The 18848-nt window shown below is 36.9% G+C and carries 13 protein-coding genes and 1 riboswitch; of the genes, 8 read left to right on the top strand and 5 right to left on the bottom strand.

Annotated features, from left to right (window positions below; all coding sequences use genetic code 11):
- Positions 1-6: 6 nt before the first annotated feature.
- Positions 7-1329: a DUF58 domain-containing protein gene (locus ACWNCI_RS12500; RefSeq protein ID WP_449388557.1), complete on the top strand. Its 1323-nt coding sequence runs from the start codon at positions 7-9 to the stop codon at positions 1327-1329.
- Positions 1330-1597: 268 nt separating this feature from the next.
- Positions 1598-2023, top strand: coding sequence for an OsmC family protein (locus ACWNCI_RS12495; protein WP_346983990.1), 426 nt, complete (start codon positions 1598-1600; stop codon positions 2021-2023).
- Between the two features lie 77 nt (positions 2024-2100).
- Here ACWNCI_RS12495 and ACWNCI_RS12490 read toward each other — a convergent pair whose 3' ends face one another.
- Positions 2101-3780 carry a T9SS type A sorting domain-containing protein gene (locus ACWNCI_RS12490; RefSeq protein ID WP_449388556.1) on the bottom strand — a complete coding sequence of 560 codons (1680 nt, stop codon included), beginning with the start codon at positions 3778-3780 and terminating at the stop codon, positions 2101-2103.
- A 236-nt stretch (positions 3781-4016) separates the two neighbouring features.
- On the bottom strand, positions 4017-6632 hold the full coding sequence (locus tag ACWNCI_RS12485) for an MGH1-like glycoside hydrolase domain-containing protein (RefSeq protein ID WP_449388555.1): 2616 nt from the start codon (positions 6630-6632) through the stop codon (positions 4017-4019).
- 188 nt (positions 6633-6820) lie between these two features.
- A riboswitch (SAM riboswitch) is annotated at positions 6821-6928 on the top strand.
- A gap of 58 nt (positions 6929-6986) precedes the next feature.
- Between ACWNCI_RS12485 and ACWNCI_RS12480 the strand changes: the two genes are divergently transcribed.
- The 6 genes from ACWNCI_RS12480 to metF all read left to right on the top strand — a co-directional run bounded on the left by ACWNCI_RS12480 (position 6987) and on the right by metF (position 15577).
- A complete protein-coding gene (locus tag ACWNCI_RS12480) occupies positions 6987-7925 on the top strand; it encodes an alpha/beta fold hydrolase (RefSeq protein ID WP_449388554.1) in 939 nt (312 codons plus the stop codon).
- Between the two features lie 3 nt (positions 7926-7928).
- Positions 7929-9467, top strand: a complete 1539-nt coding sequence (locus ACWNCI_RS12475; RefSeq protein WP_449388553.1) for an ACT domain-containing protein — start codon at positions 7929-7931, stop codon at positions 9465-9467.
- 112 nt (positions 9468-9579) lie between these two features.
- On the top strand, positions 9580-10740 hold the full coding sequence (locus tag ACWNCI_RS12470) for an O-succinylhomoserine sulfhydrylase (protein ID WP_449388552.1): 1161 nt from the start codon (positions 9580-9582) through the stop codon (positions 10738-10740).
- Positions 10741-10762: 22 nt separating this feature from the next.
- On the top strand, positions 10763-11773 hold the full coding sequence (locus tag ACWNCI_RS12465; protein WP_346983997.1) for a homocysteine S-methyltransferase family protein: 1011 nt from the start codon (positions 10763-10765) through the stop codon (positions 11771-11773).
- Positions 11774-11863: 90 nt separating this feature from the next.
- Positions 11864-14530 carry a methionine synthase gene (gene metH / locus ACWNCI_RS12460; protein ID WP_449388551.1) on the top strand — a complete coding sequence of 889 codons (2667 nt, stop codon included), beginning with the start codon at positions 11864-11866 and terminating at the stop codon, positions 14528-14530.
- An 87-nt stretch (positions 14531-14617) separates the two neighbouring features.
- Complete coding sequence (gene metF / locus ACWNCI_RS12455) at positions 14618-15577, top strand: methylenetetrahydrofolate reductase [NAD(P)H] (RefSeq protein ID WP_449388550.1); 960 nt, start codon at positions 14618-14620, stop codon at positions 15575-15577.
- 118 nt (positions 15578-15695) lie between these two features.
- On the opposite strand, the gene ACWNCI_RS12450 is transcribed toward metF, so the two are convergent.
- The 3 genes from ACWNCI_RS12450 to ACWNCI_RS12440 all read right to left on the bottom strand — a co-directional run bounded on the left by ACWNCI_RS12450 (position 15696) and on the right by ACWNCI_RS12440 (position 18756).
- Positions 15696-16913, bottom strand: coding sequence for an IS4 family transposase (locus ACWNCI_RS12450; protein ID WP_449387048.1), 1218 nt, complete (start codon positions 16911-16913; stop codon positions 15696-15698).
- A gap of 182 nt (positions 16914-17095) precedes the next feature.
- A complete protein-coding gene (locus ACWNCI_RS12445) occupies positions 17096-17584 on the bottom strand; it encodes a hypothetical protein (protein WP_346984001.1) in 489 nt (162 codons plus the stop codon).
- 17 nt (positions 17585-17601) lie between these two features.
- The gene (locus ACWNCI_RS12440) at positions 17602-18756 is read right to left on the bottom strand and encodes a hypothetical protein (protein WP_449388549.1); all 1155 of its coding nucleotides are present in this window, start codon (positions 18754-18756) and stop codon (positions 17602-17604) included.
- Positions 18757-18848 lie beyond the last annotated feature (92 nt).

The raw sequence follows: 18848 nt of genomic DNA, 5'->3' as shown, positions 1-18848 counted from the left end.
TAGCCAATGAAAAACTTATACATCAATACCCGCTTTTTTTACACACTCATTGCAGTGGGAATACTGTATGTCTTTGCATTTTTCTTCCCTTTTCTGATGTGGGGGGCACATAGTCTTTTGTTGTTATGTTTTTTGGCGGTAATGGTAGATTATCTTTTTGTCTTTAACAAAAATAAAGGCATTGCAGCACAGAGAATTTTGCCCGAAAAACTATCAAACGGCGATGAAAATCCTGTGAAAATCGACATTAAAAATAATTACGATTTTAAGATTAATGTTAAAGTAATCGATGAAATTCCGTTCCAGTTTCAGAAGCGGGATTTCATGATTGAAAAACAGATTGTGCCCGGAAAAAATACGTTCTTTCAATATCTTCTGGAACCTAAAGAACGCGGGGAATACAATTTCGGAAGCCTGAACGTATATGTTTCTTCGCCATTAGGCTTTGTTTCCAAAAGGTTTAATTTTCAGAAAGATGCCAATTTACCTTCCTATCCGTCATTTATCCATTTGAGAAAATATGAGCTGATGGCTATTCAGAGCGAGTTTTTGTTAGGGGGAATCAAGAAAATAAGGAAGCTGGGACATACGATGGAATTCGAGCAGATCAAAGAATATGTTCCCGGAGACGATATCAGGACAATTAACTGGAAAGCGACTTCTAAAACTAACCGATTGATGGTTAATCAGTTTCAGGATGAAAAATCGCAACGCATCTTTATGCTGATTGATACCGGACGGACGATGAAAATGCCTTTCAAAGGATTAAGCCTGCTGGATTATTCCATCAATGCGACAATGGCTTTATCCCATATTATCCTGAAAAAGGGCGATCGTGCAGGAATGATGACCTTCTCTAAAAAAACAGAAAATAAAATTGCTGCCGAAAATAAATCGGGACAACTAAGGAAAATCTCAGAGGCGCTTTATAATATCAAAACAGATTTTTTTGAAAGTGATTTTAACCGGTTGTATCAGGATGTAAAATATTCATTAAATCAGAGAAGCTTAATTTTACTGTTTACTAATTTTGAAACTCTTGATGGCCTTAACCGGCAGTTAAAATATCTTCGCGGAATTGCCAAAAACCATTTGCTGGTGGTGGTTTTCTTTAAAAACTCCGAACTTCAGACATTAATCCATAAAAATCCTGAAAGCATGCAGGAAATTTATGATGAGATCATTGCCGAAAAATTTGAGTTTGAAAAGAAACTGATCATTCAGGAACTCCGCAAATATGGAATTTATACTGTTTATACATTGCCCGAAAATTTAAATATTGAGGTTATCAATAAATATCTGGAGATCAAAGCCAGGGGAATTTTATAACTTGCTATAAGCATTAAGCTGTAGGCTATAAGCAGTAAGCTCTAAGCGGAAATTTTAGGTCTGACAGGTAAAAATTTAAGCCTTAAGGCTAAAGTTTTAGATGTTGTGGCTAAAGTTTTGAGTATAATGTATAAAATTTTAAACCTTAAGCTTAAACTTTTAATACTAAAGCGTAAAATTTTCATCAAATCACCTAAATTCCGAGGGGCGGAGTTTAATCATGTAGTATAAACAGCAATTAATAATCATTAAATCAAGCATACATATAATGAAAATAACACTTAACAGAATCAACGACGATTTTTTGTTTGAATGTACCAATTCTCAGGGAAATTCAATTCTTTTAGATAATACGACTCAGCCGGGAGCAAAAGGAGTTTCTCCTATGGAAAGCGTTTTGATGGCGGTTGCAGGCTGTAGCGGCATCGATGTGGTTTCAATTCTGAAAAAGCAAAGACAGGAAATCACCGGTTTTAAGGCTGAAGTTGAAGGAGAAAGAATCCCGGTGGATGATGCCAAGCCTTTTAAATCAATCAAAGTAAAGTTTTTTCTTGAAGGTAATATGGATCCTAAGAAAGCATTAAAAGCAGCTCAGCTTTCATTCGAAAAATACTGTTCTGTTTCTAAGACCCTGGAACCCAATGTGGAAATTGGCTACGAGGTTTTCGTGAATGGAGAAATTGTTGAGGCTTAATCTTTTCCAATCTCATACAAAACAAAAAACGCGGATAAAATATCCGCGTTTTCATTATGAATATGGAAGTGTATGTATTATCTTTTAATTGTTTTCATGCTTTTTAAAGATCCGTCTTTCATGGTTAAAGTCAGAATATACATTCCGGATCTTATTCCTCCTAAGAATAATGCTGAAGAAGGATTTTCAACGGTTTTAACTACAATTCCCGAAAGATCTGTTAAAACAGCTTTTTTCACATTTTCCGCTTTTTCAAGATATAAGGTATCAGCGAACGGATTCGGATAAGCAATTCTTTCTTTTTCTTTTGCGGTCACCTCGCTTGTTGCCAGAGATAATGGCTCCAGAGTAATGGTTACCGTTAATGTGTTATTATCAACTTTGTTATAATCTGCACTACAGCCTGATCCGCCATATGTTCTCCATGCTCTCAGCTCGTAGTTTACAGTTCCTGTAAGCTCATTGGCGAGAGTAAGTCCGGTTCTGTTATAAGAATAGGTACCTGTGGACGATCCGGATCCGGAGGTTACAGAAGATTCGGTGGTATTGTTTGTTGTACAAACCAAAAGGCTTCTTTGCTCTCCCATCCATCCGTTGGAAACGGTAGACATTTTATAAGAAACTGCTGTAGATTTTATTTTATATCCTGCCGGAACATTGATGCTTACACTTCCTGCACAGTCTGTAGTAGATGAAGTGGAAACTCCCGAATTGTTATATTGTGTATTGATATCCCCGGCTGTATAAATGGTACTGATCTGCCCCGGTGTAAATTCTTTCATTTTCCAGAAGCTTTGAGATGAGCCACCGCAATTGGATCTTACCCAGAAATAATAAGTTTGTCCGGTAGTAAGTGAATTAAGAGTTACAGAAGTACCTGAGGTCACATTCCCGGTAGGAGTTGTCGTTGCTGTAGGGGCAGTAGGCGAAGTGCTGTAGTAATATTGATATCCTGAAGCCGGGGCATTGGTAGGTGCTGTCCAGCTTAACGTTGCATCCGACATGGTAGTCGTAGCAGTAATGTCTGTCGGAGTACTGCAGGCATTATAGGCGTCGGCCGCGAAAGCAAAAATATTTGGGATTCCTCCTGTTCCTACCTTTGTTACTGTTACACTTTTTACGCTCTTTGATTGATTCTCTGTGCTGATTGCCAAAGGAATCTGATATAGTCTTGGATTGGTCCCCGAGCCTGACTCAAGGTTGTCATTGGAGATGTTAATTCTTCCGATCCCCTGGATTGCGTAGCTGCTTCCTCCGTACCAGTCGGAAATACTGATTCCCGAGAGAGTCTGTGAAGTATTATCTGTAAAATTTACGTCTACATCTACGGTACAGCTACCGCTTCCTCCCGTTGCAAGCATATACACAGTAAGAGCCTGAAGAGGTGTTGAAAAAACTAAGGTTCCGTTTTCGCCGGCAGTTTCTAATCGAAGGCTGTTATTTGAGCTGTAAGGAGCCATCTGATAAGATAATCCTGATGTTGAAGATACAGCCGAATTAATAATTCCATTGATAGGGAGACCATAGGTAAGCGGTGTACTTGCAGCTGTCAATTGAAAATCTCTTGAGATAAAAGCATAGCTTACTCCATCGACATCATTGTTGGTTGAAGAAGCAGACGGTCCCACTCCGTTGGCAATGACATCTGCATTAAAGCCACTTTGAACCGGCATCGGCTGATATTCCTGAGCTTTAAGCTGATGAGTACAAACAGCCGATAATGCCACGACTGCTAGAGGTAGTAATTTTCCTTTCATAAAGTTTATATTAGGTTTATTTGGCTAATATAGATATTTTATTGATAAAAAATTATTATAAATTAAAAATTGATGATAATTTTTTACATATATGCAATATATAATGATTTTTGCTTAATGTGAATAGATGGTAACTATTGCATCAATGATTTTATATTGAAATAATAAATATTTTGTTTTTTTTGATATAAAAAAGCCTCTGTATTAAGAGGCCTGTATTGTATGGAGAAATAATGTTAAAATGTCATTCTTGGTTTCATCAGTTTTGCAACCGTAGCAGTCCATCCTGTCTGATGAGATGCCCCGATTCCGCGTCCGTTATCACCATGGAAATACTCGAAGAATGTTATATAGTCTTTAAAGTTTTCATCATAATTAAATTTTGCATTCCCTCCGTTGAATGCTCTTTGGCCCACTGCATCTTTGAGGAAAATAGAACACAGTCTGTTGCTGATATTCTGTGCGACTTCGTCAAGATTTTTCTTATCTCCGCTTCCGGTAGGCAGTTCAACTTTCATGCTGTTTCCGTAATAAAAATGGAATCTCTGTAAGCTCTCTACAATCAGGAAGTTGATAGGAAACCAAATGGGTCCTCTCCAGTTACTGTTTCCTCCGAACATCCGGCTGTCGCTTTCGCCCGGTGTGTAATAAACAACATTTTCTGTCCCGTGTACAGAGAATACAAACGGATTTTCTTCATATACTTTAGACATGGCACGAATTCCGTAATCGCTTAGAAATTCCTTTTCATCAAGCATACGGCTCAGCACTTTTGTGAGTCTTGTTTTGCGGAGAATACTCATCAGATGTTTTCTTCCCTGGCCTTCCTCTTCCCAATGGGATACAAGTTTGGTAAGTTCGGGTTTGTTTTTTAGTACCCAATCCATCCTTTCCACAAAATTAGGCATTTTGTCGAGCAGATGGTGATCTATAATTTCTACGGCAAACATCGGGATAAGCCCTACGATGCTTCGTAATTTTAATGAAACACTATCTCCGTTTCCAAGCTGAAGCACATCGTAGAAAAATCCGTCTTCTTCATTCCAAAGTCCTTTGGTTCCTTCTCCAAGATTTTCCATGGCCTCTGCAATATATAAATAATGCTCAAAAAATTTAATCGCCATATCTTCATACACCTGATAATATTGAGCCAGTTCCATAGCAATACGCATCATATTTAATGCATACATGGCCATCCAGCTTGTACCGTCGGCCTGTTCCAGATGTTGGCCGTCCTTCAGGATCATATTTCGGTCAAAAGCTCCGATATTATCAAGACCCAGGAAGCCTCCACCAAAGATATTTTTACCATTTTTATCCTTTCGGTTTACCCACCATGTGAAATTAAGGAGCAATTTCTGGAAGACTTTTTCTAAAAATAAAAGATCCGGTTTTCCGTTCTGCTTTTCATCAATTTTAAAAACCCTGAAGCATGACCAAGCATGAACAGGAGGGTTTACGTCACTCAGGTTCCACTCGTAAGCAGGCATTTGTCCGTTCGGGTGCATATACCATTCTTTAGTGAGCAAAAGCAATTGGTTTTTAGCAAAATCTGCATCAATAATCGCAAACGGAACACAATGGAAGGCCAGGTCCCAGGTGGCATACCACGGATATTCCCATTTGTCGGGCATGGAAATGATATCCTTATTATGCATATGGTTCCATTCCGTGTTTCGTACATAATTGTTGAAATCTCTCGGAGCCTCAAAATTCGGATCACCTTTCAGCCATTTTCCTACATTGTAATGATAAAACTGTTTATTCCAGAGTAATCCTGCAAAAGCCTGTCTTTGGACATTTCTCTCATCATCATTCATCACATCATTCTGAATTTCATGGTAAAATTCATCCGCTTCGGCAATTCTGGTATTAAAAATTTTATCAAAATTTTCAAAGGGCTCATCCAAATGATCCGGAGAAAGTCTAAAGTCAAAAGATTTTGAACTTCCTGCTTCTATGATTTCATCCAAAAGAAAGGAAGCCTTTGTTCCCTTTTTTTCAGGATTTACCGTGTTACTGCCATAAATAATGTAGTCATTAATTCCATCTTTAAAATAAGTATTTCCAAGATATGGAGCTCCGTATAGTTTGGGGGTGTTGGTTTCATTTTCACAAAAAACACTTTCCGCATCAGTATTTCTGGAATAAAACTTTTTTATGGAAATACTATCGTGATCAATATTAATACAACCTTCGTGCGAAGCGGCTGTCTGACCTTTATAAGTATTGTAGCCCCATTTCCAGTTATTTCTGAACCACACGGTGGGTGCCACAACAATAGGAGCGTCAACACTACTTCTGTTAAAAATAGTTACACGTACTAACAAGTCATTATGATCGGCCTTTGCATATTCAATGAAAATATCAAAATACTCGTCCTTATCAAAAATTCCGGTGTCAATAATCTCATATTCAGGTTCTTTTTTGCTTCGTCTCGCATTTTCTGCGCGGATATCATCGTAAGGAAAAGCATTAATAGGATATTTATACAGCATTTTCATGTAGCTGTGAGTAGGCGTATTATCCAGATAGTAGAAAATTTCCTTGATATCTTCACCGTGATTTCCCTGAGGATTGCTCAGCCCGAAAAAACGCTCTTTCACGATCTTGTCTTTCTTATTCCAGAATGAAAGGGCAAAACAGAAAAGTTGCTTGGCATCGGAGATTCCGGCGATTCCTTCTTCTCCCCAGCGGTAAGCATAGCTTTCCGCATTATTATGATTGGCAAAATTCCATGCGTCACCGTTTGAGCTATAGTCTTCCCGTACGTTTCCCCACTGCCGGTTACTCACATAAGGACCCCAGTTTTTCCAGTCTGTATCTTGTAATCTTTGTTTTTCTGCAATCATATGTCGTCACTTTTCATTACGAAGTTAGTTTTTTTGGTAAAAAATTCCAACTTCACAAATTTGAATTAAACTTAATATCTTTCTGCAAACCGCCTGCTGAAGGGTGTTTGTGATATTAAATTAAATTTTTATAAAATTTTAAAAGAAAAGTTTTATCTTTGCACCATTCGTTCATTCAAATATTGAAAATGTTATCAAGAAAGGTTGAGGGATTAGACCCTATGAAACCTTAGCAACCCTTCGCGAAAGCGGAGAAGGTGCTACGTTCTACCAAAATTATTTTGGACAGATAACTTACTGAAGTTCTTTCAGCCATTCCTGTGGCATTTTCAATTGTATTAATAAATAATAGAATTGAAAGCAGAACTAAAACATATCAATTTTTCGTATCGCACAAATTCCGGTAAGGAATATCATATCCCGTTGAGCTACCGGCTTTTCGGGAAAGAATTGTTTTCCGCTCCTATTTTTCTGGTAAATCATGCTTTAACCGGAAACTCAGATGTTTCGGGAGAAAAAGGCTGGTGGAAAAAATTGATAGGTGATGGTGAAGCAATTGATACAAAAAAATACACCATTTTATGTTTCAATATTCCGGGAAATGGTTACGATGATTTTTTTATTGATGAATATGAAGATTTTACAGTTTCAGATATTGCCAATATATTTCTGCAGGGTCTTGAAATTTTAAATATAAAAACATTACACACCATTATCGGAGGCTCTCTAGGAGGCGGAATCGGTTGGGAAATGCTGGTGAAAAAACCACAGCTTGCCGAATTTTTCATTCCTATTGCCTGCGATTTTAAAACCCATGACTGGCTTCATGCGCAATGTCTGGTACAGAAATTTTTGTTGAATCAGGATGATGAACCTTTACAAAAAGCCAGAATTCATGCAATGCTGTGCTATCGAACGCCGGAATCGTTAAATGACAGATTTCAAAACAAATACAATCAGGAAAAACAGAGATTAGAGTCTGAAGACTGGTTGGTTTATCACGGAAATGCTTTAAACGGAAGATTTAGTTTAAAATCTTACAAGCTGATGAATCATTTGCTGATGAATATTAATGCTGACGAGTATCAATTGGAAAAAATTCAGGCACGAATGCACATGATCTCTGTAGATACAGATTTGTTTTTCCCCGCTTCCGAAATCAGAATGTGTTTTAAAAGGCTTAAAGAGAAAAAGGAAAATGTTTTCTATCACGAGATCACCTCAATTCATGGGCATGATGCCTTCTTAATGGAATATGAACAATTAAATACTATCATTAAAAATATTTTGTAGAAGATGAAGAATGTAAACGAAATAAAATTTTTGAAAAACAGATCAATCATCAAATTTGAAGGAGAAGATTTCTTAGGTGAAATCGGGATTGACGGACGAATTTTTAAAGCGCTTACTTTGGCGCGAATCAGTGTGGGAGTAATTTCTCAACAGGCAATCGAAAACGGGCTTTCTATTCTCGTTCAGGAAGCGGATTCTGAAAAGGCGGTAAATTGTCTGATTGATGAATTTGAAGCAGAAAGAAAATCGGGTAAAGTTTCCCAGATTTACAGCATAAATAACGTGTCGGTTTTGGGCTTTGTGGCAGAAGATTTCAACAAAGTTTTGGCAGAACTGGCAAGAAACAATGTTTTCCCGTTACTTTTAAATCAGATTGCGGCGGAAAAAAGAGTAAACATCGTTGTCACTTCTTCTCAGGACGAAAAGGCAAAAAATATCATCGAATCTGAAATTTCTAAAAAACCTAAAACGGTACACCTAGCCATCATCGGTCACGGAAACGTTGGAAAGACTTTGATAGAGCAAGTTCTGGAATCTTCAGAAGAAATTAAAAGACGAAAAAAGATCGATTTAAAAGTTGTGGCGGTGGCGAATTCCAAAAGAATGGCTTTTAACAAAAAAGGTTTTGACAGCAATTGGAGTAATGATGTTTTAGCGGCAGGAAATCCATCGGAAGTTCAGGAATTGATTAATTTTTCAAAAGAAAATCAGCTGGAAAATCTTATCGTTGTTGATAATACGGCAAGTAAAGATTTTGTTCATAATTATCATGCTTTGGCAGAAAATGGTTTTGATCTCGTTTCTTCAAACAAAATTTTCAATACCCTTCCGATTGAAGAATACCGTAAACTAAGATATACGTTGAACAAAAATAACAGACGCTATTTATATGAAACGAACGTTGGTGCAGGTTTGCCGTTAATTGATACGATAAAATTGTTACACCTTTCGGGGGAAAATATCACAAGAATTAAAGGTGTTTTCTCAGGAACACTAAGTTATGTATTCAATAATTTTTCTTTGAGGAATGATAATTTTTCAACCATCATCAACGAAGCATTGGAAAAAGGTTATACAGAACCGGATCCAAGAGAAGACCTATCCGGAAATGATGTCGCAAGAAAATTATTGATCTTAGCTAGAGAATTAGATTTGATTAATGAATTTGAAGATATCAATATTCAGAATTTAGTTCCTGAAAATCTGCTTTCAGTTTCAAAATCAGAATTTCTCTCAAGATTGAATGAGCTGGATGTAGAATACCAAAAAATAAAAGAAAATCAGGAACCTGGTCATGTGTTAAGATACGTTGGTGATCTGCATGGAGATCTACAGAAAGAAAAAGGTGAACTGGATGTAAATTTAATTTCCGTTCCTGCAAGCTCAGCTTTAGGACAATTAAAAGGTTCTGATTCAATCTTTGAGATTTATACAGAAAGTTACGGTGAAAACCCTATTGTCATTATGGGGGCCGGAGCTGGTGCAAAAGTGACCGCAAGAGGAGTTTTCGGAGATATTTTAAGAGTAAGTGAAACAAAGTAATTAAATGTAACAATATAACAATGTAGCAGTTTACCAATATCTAACCTTTGTCATTCTGAACGAAGTGAAGAATCTCATTGATACACTGCTACATTGGTAAATTAAATATATTATGGAAAATTTTGAGACCATAGCCATAAGAACCCAAACTGAGAGAACGCAGTTTGAGGAACATTCAACGCCGCTTTTTCTGACTTCAAGCTTTGTTTTTGAAGATGCGGAAGATATGAGAGCAAGTTTTGCGGAAGAAAAATCAAAGAACTTATACAGCCGTTTTTCAAATCCTAATGTAACGGAATTTACCGATAAAATTACGAAGATGGAAGGCGCAGAAGCAGGTTATGCTTTCGCTACCGGGATGGCCGCTATTTATTCCACTTTTGCCACTTTATTGAATGCGGGGGATCATATCGTGAGCTGCCAGTCTGTTTTTGGTTCTACACATACTTTATTCACAAAATACTTCCCGAAATGGAATATTGAAACTACCTATTTCAAGGCAGAAGATGCGGAAAACGTTGAAAAATATATTAAGCCTAATACAAAAATTTTATATCTGGAAACACCTACCAATCCCGCTATTGAAGTATTGGATTTGGAATTTTTCGGAAAAATTGCGGAAAAGCATAATTTAATTTTCATCGTGGATAACTGTTTTGCAACACCTTATTTACAGCAACCGATAAAATACGGAGCAGACATCGTCGTTCATTCAGCAACAAAATTAATTGACGGTCAGGGCCGTGTTCTGGGTGGAGTAGCTGTCGGCAGAGAAGATCTGATTCGTGAAATTTATCTTTTCGCAAGAAATACGGGACCTGCAATGTCACCTTTTAACGCTTGGGTTTTATCAAAAAGCTTGGAAACATTAGCAATTCGTGTTGAAAAGCATTGTGAAAATGCTTTAAAAGTTGCTGAATTTTTAGAAAGCCATCCCAATGTTGAATTGGTGAAATACCCTTTCCTGAAATCTCATCCAAGTTATGAAGTAGCAAAAAAACAAATGAGATTGGGTGGAAATATCGTCGCATTCGAAATCAAAGGAGGTATTGAAGGCGGAAGAAACTTTTTAGATAACATAAAAATGTGCTCGCTTTCCGCAAACCTGGGAGATACGAGAACAATTGTTACGCATCCTGCTTCAACAACACATTCTAAATTAACGGACGAAGAAAGAAATGAAGTAGGAATTACTGCCGGATTGGTTCGTTGCTCAGTTGGTCTGGAAAATGTGGAGGATATTATCGCAGATTTAAAACAGGCATTGGATTAATTCAACGATGAAATAATAAAAAATGAAAAATTCAGAACAATTATATAAAGCATTATCCGAAAGAATTTTGATTCTGGACGGAGCGATGGGAACGATGCTTCAGCGATACAAATTCGAGGAAGAAGATTATCGTGGCGAACGTTTCAAAGATTGGGAACATCCTGTGAAAGGAAATAATGATCTGCTTTCCCTTACGCAACCCCAGGCGATTGAAGAAGTACACAGAAAATACCTTGAAGCCGGAGCTGATATTCTGGAAACGAATACTTTTTCGGGAACGACAATAGCCATGGCAGATTATCACATGGAAGATCTGGTTTATGAATTGAACTATGAATCTGCAAAAATCGCAAGAAAAGTATGTGATGAATTTACTTTTCAAAACCCTGATAAACCAAGATTTGTTGCGGGTTCTATCGGTCCGACCAACAGAACGGCAAGTCTGAGTCCTGATGTAAATGATCCAGGATACAGAGCGATTACATTTGAAGAATTGCGAATTGCTTACAAGCAGCAGTGCGAAGCATTATTAGACGGAGGTTCGGATATTCTTTTAGTAGAAACTATTTTCGATACATTGAATGCAAAAGCTGCTTTATTCGCAATCGATGAAATTCAGGATGAAAGAGGAATTGAAATCCCTATAATGGTTTCGGGAACGATTACTGATGCTTCGGGAAGAACGCTGAGCGGACAAACTGCAGAAGCATTTTTAATTTCTGTTTCACATCTGAACCTGTTGAGTGTTGGCTTTAATTGCGCACTGGGAGCGAACCAATTAACGCCGTATCTGGAAACATTGGCGCATAATTCAGAATTCCATGTTTCGGCTTACCCCAACGCCGGTTTACCAAACGCTTTCGGGAAGTATGATGAAACGCCTGAAGATATGGCAAGCCAGATCAAGGAATATGTGGAAAAAGGATTAATCAATATTATTGGGGGTTGTTGTGGCACAACGCCTGACCATATAAAAGCAATAGCTGATTTGGTAGAAAAATACGAGCCGAGGAAAGTTAATATAACAATCTAATATTTATCCATGTAACAATCAGTGTCATTCTTAGCGAAATAAAGAATCTAATTGATAAACTGTTACATTGATACATTGGTAAATTAAACTATGAAATATTTAAGATTATCGGGGCTTGAGCCTTTGATTATTACGCCGGAAAGTAACTTTATCAATATTGGTGAAAGAACCAATGTTGCAGGATCAAAGAAATTTTTAAGATTAATAAAAGAAGAAAAATTTGCAGAAGCATTAGATATTGCGCGTCACCAGGTGGAAGGCGGAGCGCAGATTCTGGACGTTAATTTCGATGATGGATTAATCGACGGAAAAGCTTCCATGATTAAGTTTCTAAATTTAATTGCTTCCGAGCCTGATATTTCCAGAATTCCATTGATGATCGATTCTTCAAAATGGGAAATTCTGGAGGCGGGATTGCAGGTGGCGCAGGGGAAATGCGTGGTAAATTCAATAAGCCTTAAAGGTGGTGAAGAAGAATTTATCAGACAGGCAAAACGTATCAAAAGATATGGTGCAGCTGTGATTGTTATGGCATTTGACGAAGTCGGGCAGGCGGATACGTATAAACGCAGAATCGAAATTTCAAAACGGTCTTATGATATTTTAGTGAATCGTTTAAATTTCCCGGCGGAAGATATTATTTTCGATTTAAATATTTTCCCTGTTGCAACAGGAATGGATGAACACCGTAGAAACGCCATTGATTTTATCGAAGCGACAAGATGGGTGCGGCAAAATCTTCCGTATGCCTCTGTAAGTGGAGGTGTTAGTAATGTTTCATTCTCTTTCAGGGGAAATGATACGGTGAGAGAGGCGATGCATTCGGTATTTCTTTATCATGCCATTCAGGCGGGGATGAATATGGGAATCGTAAACCCTGCAATGCTTGAGGTTTATGATGAAATTAATAAAGAACTGCTCGGATTAGTTGAAGACGTTATCCTTGACAAAAGAGAAGATGCCACAGAAAGACTATTAGATTATTCTGAAAAGCATAAATCGGTAAAAAAAGAAAAAGTTGAGGATCTTGAATGGCGAAATTATCCCCTCCAGGAAAGAATTACGCATTCTCTGGTAAAAGGAATTGACCGTTTCATCGAAGAAGATGTTGAGGAAGCAAGATTGCATGCAGAAAAACCGCTTCATGTTATTGAAATTAATTTAATGACGGGAATGGGTGTTGTGGGAGATCTTTTCGGGAGCGGGAAAATGTTCTTGCCGCAAGTCGTAAAATCGGCGCGGGTAATGAAAAAAGCAGTAGCTTATTTACAGCCGTTCATCGAAGCTGAAAAAGACGGTGCGAAACCTGCGAATGGAAAAATTCTGATGGCAACGGTAAAAGGTGACGTTCATGATATCGGTAAAAATATTGTGAGCGTTGTGTTGGGCTGTAACAACTATGAAATTGTGGATCTTGGAGTGATGGTGCCGGCCGAAAAAATTATTCAGGCTGCAATTGAACATCAGGTAGATGTTATTGGTTTAAGCGGATTGATTACGCCAAGTTTGGATGAAATGGTGTACATTGCTTCAGAACTGGAAAGACAAAACTTGAATTTTCCTTTACTGATTGGCGGTGCGACAACTTCCAAAGCACATACCGCTGTGAAAATTGATTTAAAATATAAAAATGCTGTTGTTCATGTAAATGATGCTTCCAGAGCGGTAAACGTGGTCAGTTCATTATTGGGCGATAGAAATAAAGAATACGTCGACGATCTTAAAAGCGAATATTCGGAATTCAGGGAAAAATTTCTCAACAGGCAGGTCGAAAAAGATTATGTTTCTATTGAAGAAGCAAGAGAAAATAAGTTTAAAATTGATTGGAACAATGAAGATATCTTTACCCCAAATCGTTTGGGAATTCAGGTTTTTGAAAATCAGGATTTAGGAGAATTGTTACCTTTTATAGACTGGTCGCCGTTTTTCAGAAGCTGGGATCTTCATGGGAAATATCCGAATATTTTGGAAGATGAGGTTGTAGGAACCCAGGCGAAAGAACTGTTCAAAGATGCACAGGGTATTTTAAAAAGAATTTTAGACGAAAAATTATTGACGGCAAAAGCTATTTTTGGAATTTTTAAAGCCAATTCTACTGACAAGGATGACATTTTAATTTTTGATGAAGATAATGAACAGAAAGTAAAATTCATCACTTTAAGACAACAGGCCCAACGTTCAAAAGGGAAAGATTATATGGCATTAAGTGATTTTATTGCACCTCAAAATTCAGGAAAAGTCGATTATATGGGCGCTTTCTGCGTTACGACAGGTTTTGGAACGGATGAGCTGGCAGCAGAATATGAAAAAGCCGGTGACGACTATAATGCCATTATGGTAAAAGCTTTGGCAGACCGTTTTGCAGAAGCCTACGCCGAGTTTTTACATAAAAAAGTAAGAGCTGAATATTGGGGCTACGCGAATCAGGAAAATTTAAGCAACGAAGAATTAATCGCTGAAAAATATAAAGGTATTCGTCCTGCTCCGGGTTATCCCGCTTGTCCTGATCATTTGGAGAAACATGCAATTTGGGATCTATTAAAAGTGGAGGAAAATATCGGAGTCTATCTAACGGAAAGTTTAGCCATGTTTCCGACCGCTTCGGTTTCCGGATATTATTTCGGAAGTCCGCATGCGAAATATTTTGGCTTAGGAAAAATTGCAGAAGATCAATTGAAAGATTATTCCGAAAGAAAAGGAATTTCTTTACAGGAAGCAAGAAAATGGTTAAATCCAAATTTGGCAGATGGTATCTGATTGGGTTTAGTTTTCGCGGCAGCGAAGCCGCCGCGAAAATAAAACCCAAAAAAAATAAATTAAAACAAAACTTACGATTAACTAATAATGAAAATCACCGATCATATAAAAAACGCTAACGGAAAAACGTTGTTTTCCCTCGAAGTGGTTCCGCCGCAAAAAGGAATTGGTATTGAAGATTTATATAAAAATATTGATCCTTTGATGGAATTTAAACCACCATTCATTGATGTGACGACTTCCCGGGAGGAGTATATTTATATCGACAAAGGAAATGGTTTAATGGAACGCCGAATTACGAGAATGCGTCCCGGAACATTGGGAATTTGTGCGGCTATTCAGCATAAATATAATGTAGATACTGTTCCTCATTTGCTTTGCGGAGGTTTTACCAAAGAAGAAACCGAATATCTTCTGGTCGACTGTATGTACCTCGGAATCGAAAATATTATGGCGCTTAGGGGTGATGCGATGAAGGGACATCAATATTTTGAGCCAACAAATGGGGGCCATGCCAGTGCAATGGATCTTGTACATCAGATCAATGATTTAGGAAGAGGGAAATATCTGCATAATCAGGAAGAAGAATGTCAGGAACACAATAAATTCTGTGTAGGAGTGGCGGGTTATCCGGAGAAACACATGGAAGCACCCTCTATGAATTACGATTTGAAATGGTTAAAACAAAAAGTAGATGCCGGAGCAGATTATATTGTTACGCAAATGTTTTTCGACAATAAAAAATATATTGAATTTGTGAAAAAAGCCCGGGAAATGGGGATCACTGTTCCCATCATTCCGGGAATAAAACCGATTGCCATGAAAAAGCATTTGAAGATTTTACCGCAAATTTTTAAAATTGATTTACCGGAAGAATTGATTAATGAAGTGGAAAACGCTAAAAATAATGAAGCTGTCAAACAAATAGGAATTGAATGGGCAATCAATCAGTGCAGGGAACTGCTGGATTTTGGAGTTCCGGTTTTACATTTCTATTCCATGGGGAAAAGTGATAATATCAAAAAAATAGCAGGAGCGCTATTCTAATAAAGTAAAATGATATTTGATTTTGAGCTTTGCCGAGTAGCAGAGCTTTTCTTTTTTTGGTTTTTTTAGTTTCGGCGGAGCCTTTGTAGTCATGGTCGGAAGAAAATTCCGGCCATTTTTAAGTTTTAAAAACTTTCTTTGGATCTCCACCGGCAAAGATTATTAAAATTACTGTAATCATTTCTCCAAGCTCCATCTTAATACGCCTTTTAGCAGTTTTGTAACCCAGGTTGTTCGCTTTTTTATAGATTAAAAGCAGCATTGCCGCAATCATAGTCATGTAAAGCATTACCTCAATACCATTTTTGTTGAGTGATACCAAATGACTAAGATTAAGCTCTTGCTTCATAAACCTGAAGAAAACCTCAATGTCCCATCTTTTACGATAGTAATCAGCAATCTCTTTAGGGGTCAACTCAAATTCATTTGTTGAAAACCATAGCTCTTTATTCGTTTTTCGGTTTCTTATCACCACTAAACGAAACTCTGTTTCTACCTTCCCATTATGATAATGTATATTTTTAGGGTTGTTTTCAGGGGTTGCTTTTGTATAAAGCTTTACTTTAGAATCTTTAGCAACATGCCAATCATCCCATTTTTGTTCATATTCGGAATTTAAAAAAGACGCTACCTCCTCAAATTTCCTGTTTTCCTTTAAACGAACAATAAATTTTACTCCATTTTCATCAAAGTTTTTCATCGTTCGAGCAGATTGTACGCCTCTGTCCATAACGTAAATATTATCATGGTCTTTTTCTTTCAGGGTATGGTTTAAAATTGCTTCTGGAAGAGCCATATCTTCAGAAGAATAGGTTTGAGTATTAAAAACTTTCACGCCCGAGGGTAAAATTCCATCAAATGAAAAACTAAATTTCACTAGTTTTTTACCGCTTTTTTGGTCTATTCCTTCTTTTAGTTTTACGCAGGTATCCGAGACAATAGTACTGTCTACACGAATAAGATTGTACCCCTCGATTTCAGAACCGGAATAATACTCCCGAAACCGATTATACATATGCTCATAAATCTCTCTAAAATAATTGGGATCAATTTTTGATAATCTTTCAGAAATAGAACTTCGTCTTATTTTTTCTTCTTCGCCCAAGCCGAATAAAGCCTTAAATCCACTTGCGTTGAAAGTATCTTCCAGAGTTCTTTGGCTCAGTCTTTCGTTATCGAAAATACAGAATAATAAAAGATAAAACATTTTTTCACCATGTAAAACCTTGCTGTAGTAATCTACATTTGTAGTTGCCGAAAGATGCTGCAATAAGGCTTTTGGAATAAATTCCAAAACTTGCTTAAGAGAGATTTTGTGATCGTTAAAAACTGACATAAAATATTGATTATCAGATTTAAAGATACGGAAATTCAAAAAAAACACAATTAACTGGAAGACAAAAAGTTATATCTTTTTTCAGTTTGAATATTCCTTAATTTAACATAAAAAAATCGGAAGAAAAAATCTTCCGACCATGACTAGCGGCTTTGCCGCCGCCGAAAACAATAAATTAATGATCAGATCTCAGTCTGATATTTTAAGAGTCTTTCAAAAACACTTTTAGTGGTCGGTTTTGAAGAATTTAAATTGAAAATAAACATTCCACTTTCGATATTAAAATAATATTTCTTTTCCTGATCTGATATCGAAAACCATTTTAAAAGACCATTGACAATATTAATGTCTTCCCATTTTATTGAACTTTCATGTAAAGGAAAAGTATGGGGATTTTGATGTAAAGTATCTACAAAGTGAATATTTTCGCCTTCAACATAAAGCATTCCGCTTCCTTGAAAAGCTTTGATCTTGAAAAACTCGTTTTGAGCATTTCCCATATTGTAGCGGACAAAAGCGTAATACTCCGGAGTTCCGATTTGTTCAAGCAAAAGTTTCTGTTTCTTCTTTCGGCTTCTCGCAGCAAGATAAGCAATCAGAAAAATAATCGCAGGAATTGATAATAAGAAAAGGAGGAGAAAAATAATTAAAATAATTACTGATGAATCCATATGGTTTATATCTAAAATTATAATTCAGGATGACGTTCAAAATTTTTACTTCTGTCAAAAAGATAGCGATACGTTGCCAATTTTCTTGTAACACGTGTATCCAGATTTTCTGCAATCTTGATCATTTTAGGATTAAAATCCCCAATCCACTGCATTTCGGTGACTTTGAAATCGGTATGCTTTCTAAGATGCTGCGTTCCTTCCCAGATCATGTAGCCTTCAAGACCTTTCTTTTGCCATTCCGGAACAACACCAAAAACAAGGCCAACCATTTTTTCGTTTTTCTTAAACCTTTTAACCCAAAGAAATTTTAGTTTTTCCCAAATCCCGAATTTTCCATTTAAATATTTAAGCCATTGATTCGTATCCGGAATATTCATCCACATGGCAACAGGTTTTTCATTTTCATATACAAACCATGAAATATGTTCATTAATAATGGGTTTCATTGTTCTGAACATTTTCAGGACTTTCGACTCATCCATACATTTCCCTTCACCATGAGATTCCCAGGCTTTATTATAAATTTCAGTAAAATCTGCGGCAAATTTTTCCAGATTGTCCTTTGTCATAGGTCTTGCCGAAATATTGGGATTCTTGCTGTGCTTGGCATGCATTACCGTAAAAACTCTCGAAACCTCGGCAAAAATAGATCTTGAAAAACAGAGCTGCTCAAAGTAAATCTTAAAGCCATAGTTCTCAAAAAGATCTTTGTAATAAGGGAAATTGTAATTCATTCCGTATAAAGGCTCAGTAAAGCCTTCAATGACAAGTCCCCAGAATTTATCCCGTTCCCCAAAATTTATCGGTCCGTCCATGGCTTCCATTCCTCTTTTCTGAAGCCAGTCTTTGCAGTGATCAAAAATAAAATTTGCCGTCTCCTGATTGTTGATGCAGTCGAAAAACCCGATTCCGCCCGTTGGCTGTTTTTGGGGATAATTTTCGTTTATAAAAACGGCAACTTTTCCTACGGTTTCATTTTTTTTGTTTTTAAATAAAAATCTCTCACATTCACCGGTTTTGAAAAATTTATTTTTAAGAGGATTAAAAATAGCTTCAATATCTTTGTCTAAAGGTCTTATGTAGTTCTTATCATGCTGATAAAGTTTCGGGGGAAACTCTAAAAATTCTCGTTTCTGATTTTCATTTCGTACTTCTTCTACAGTAATCATATTTCGTTTTGGTAGTGAATAAGAAAGATAATATTTTTCATTTAAATCAAAATCAATTAAAAAGATATTATCCGTATTTTTGTGCAAATTAA

The sequence above is a fragment of the Chryseobacterium lineare genome, from assembly GCF_977014045.1.
This window is presented reverse-complemented; position numbering and strand designations above follow the sequence as displayed.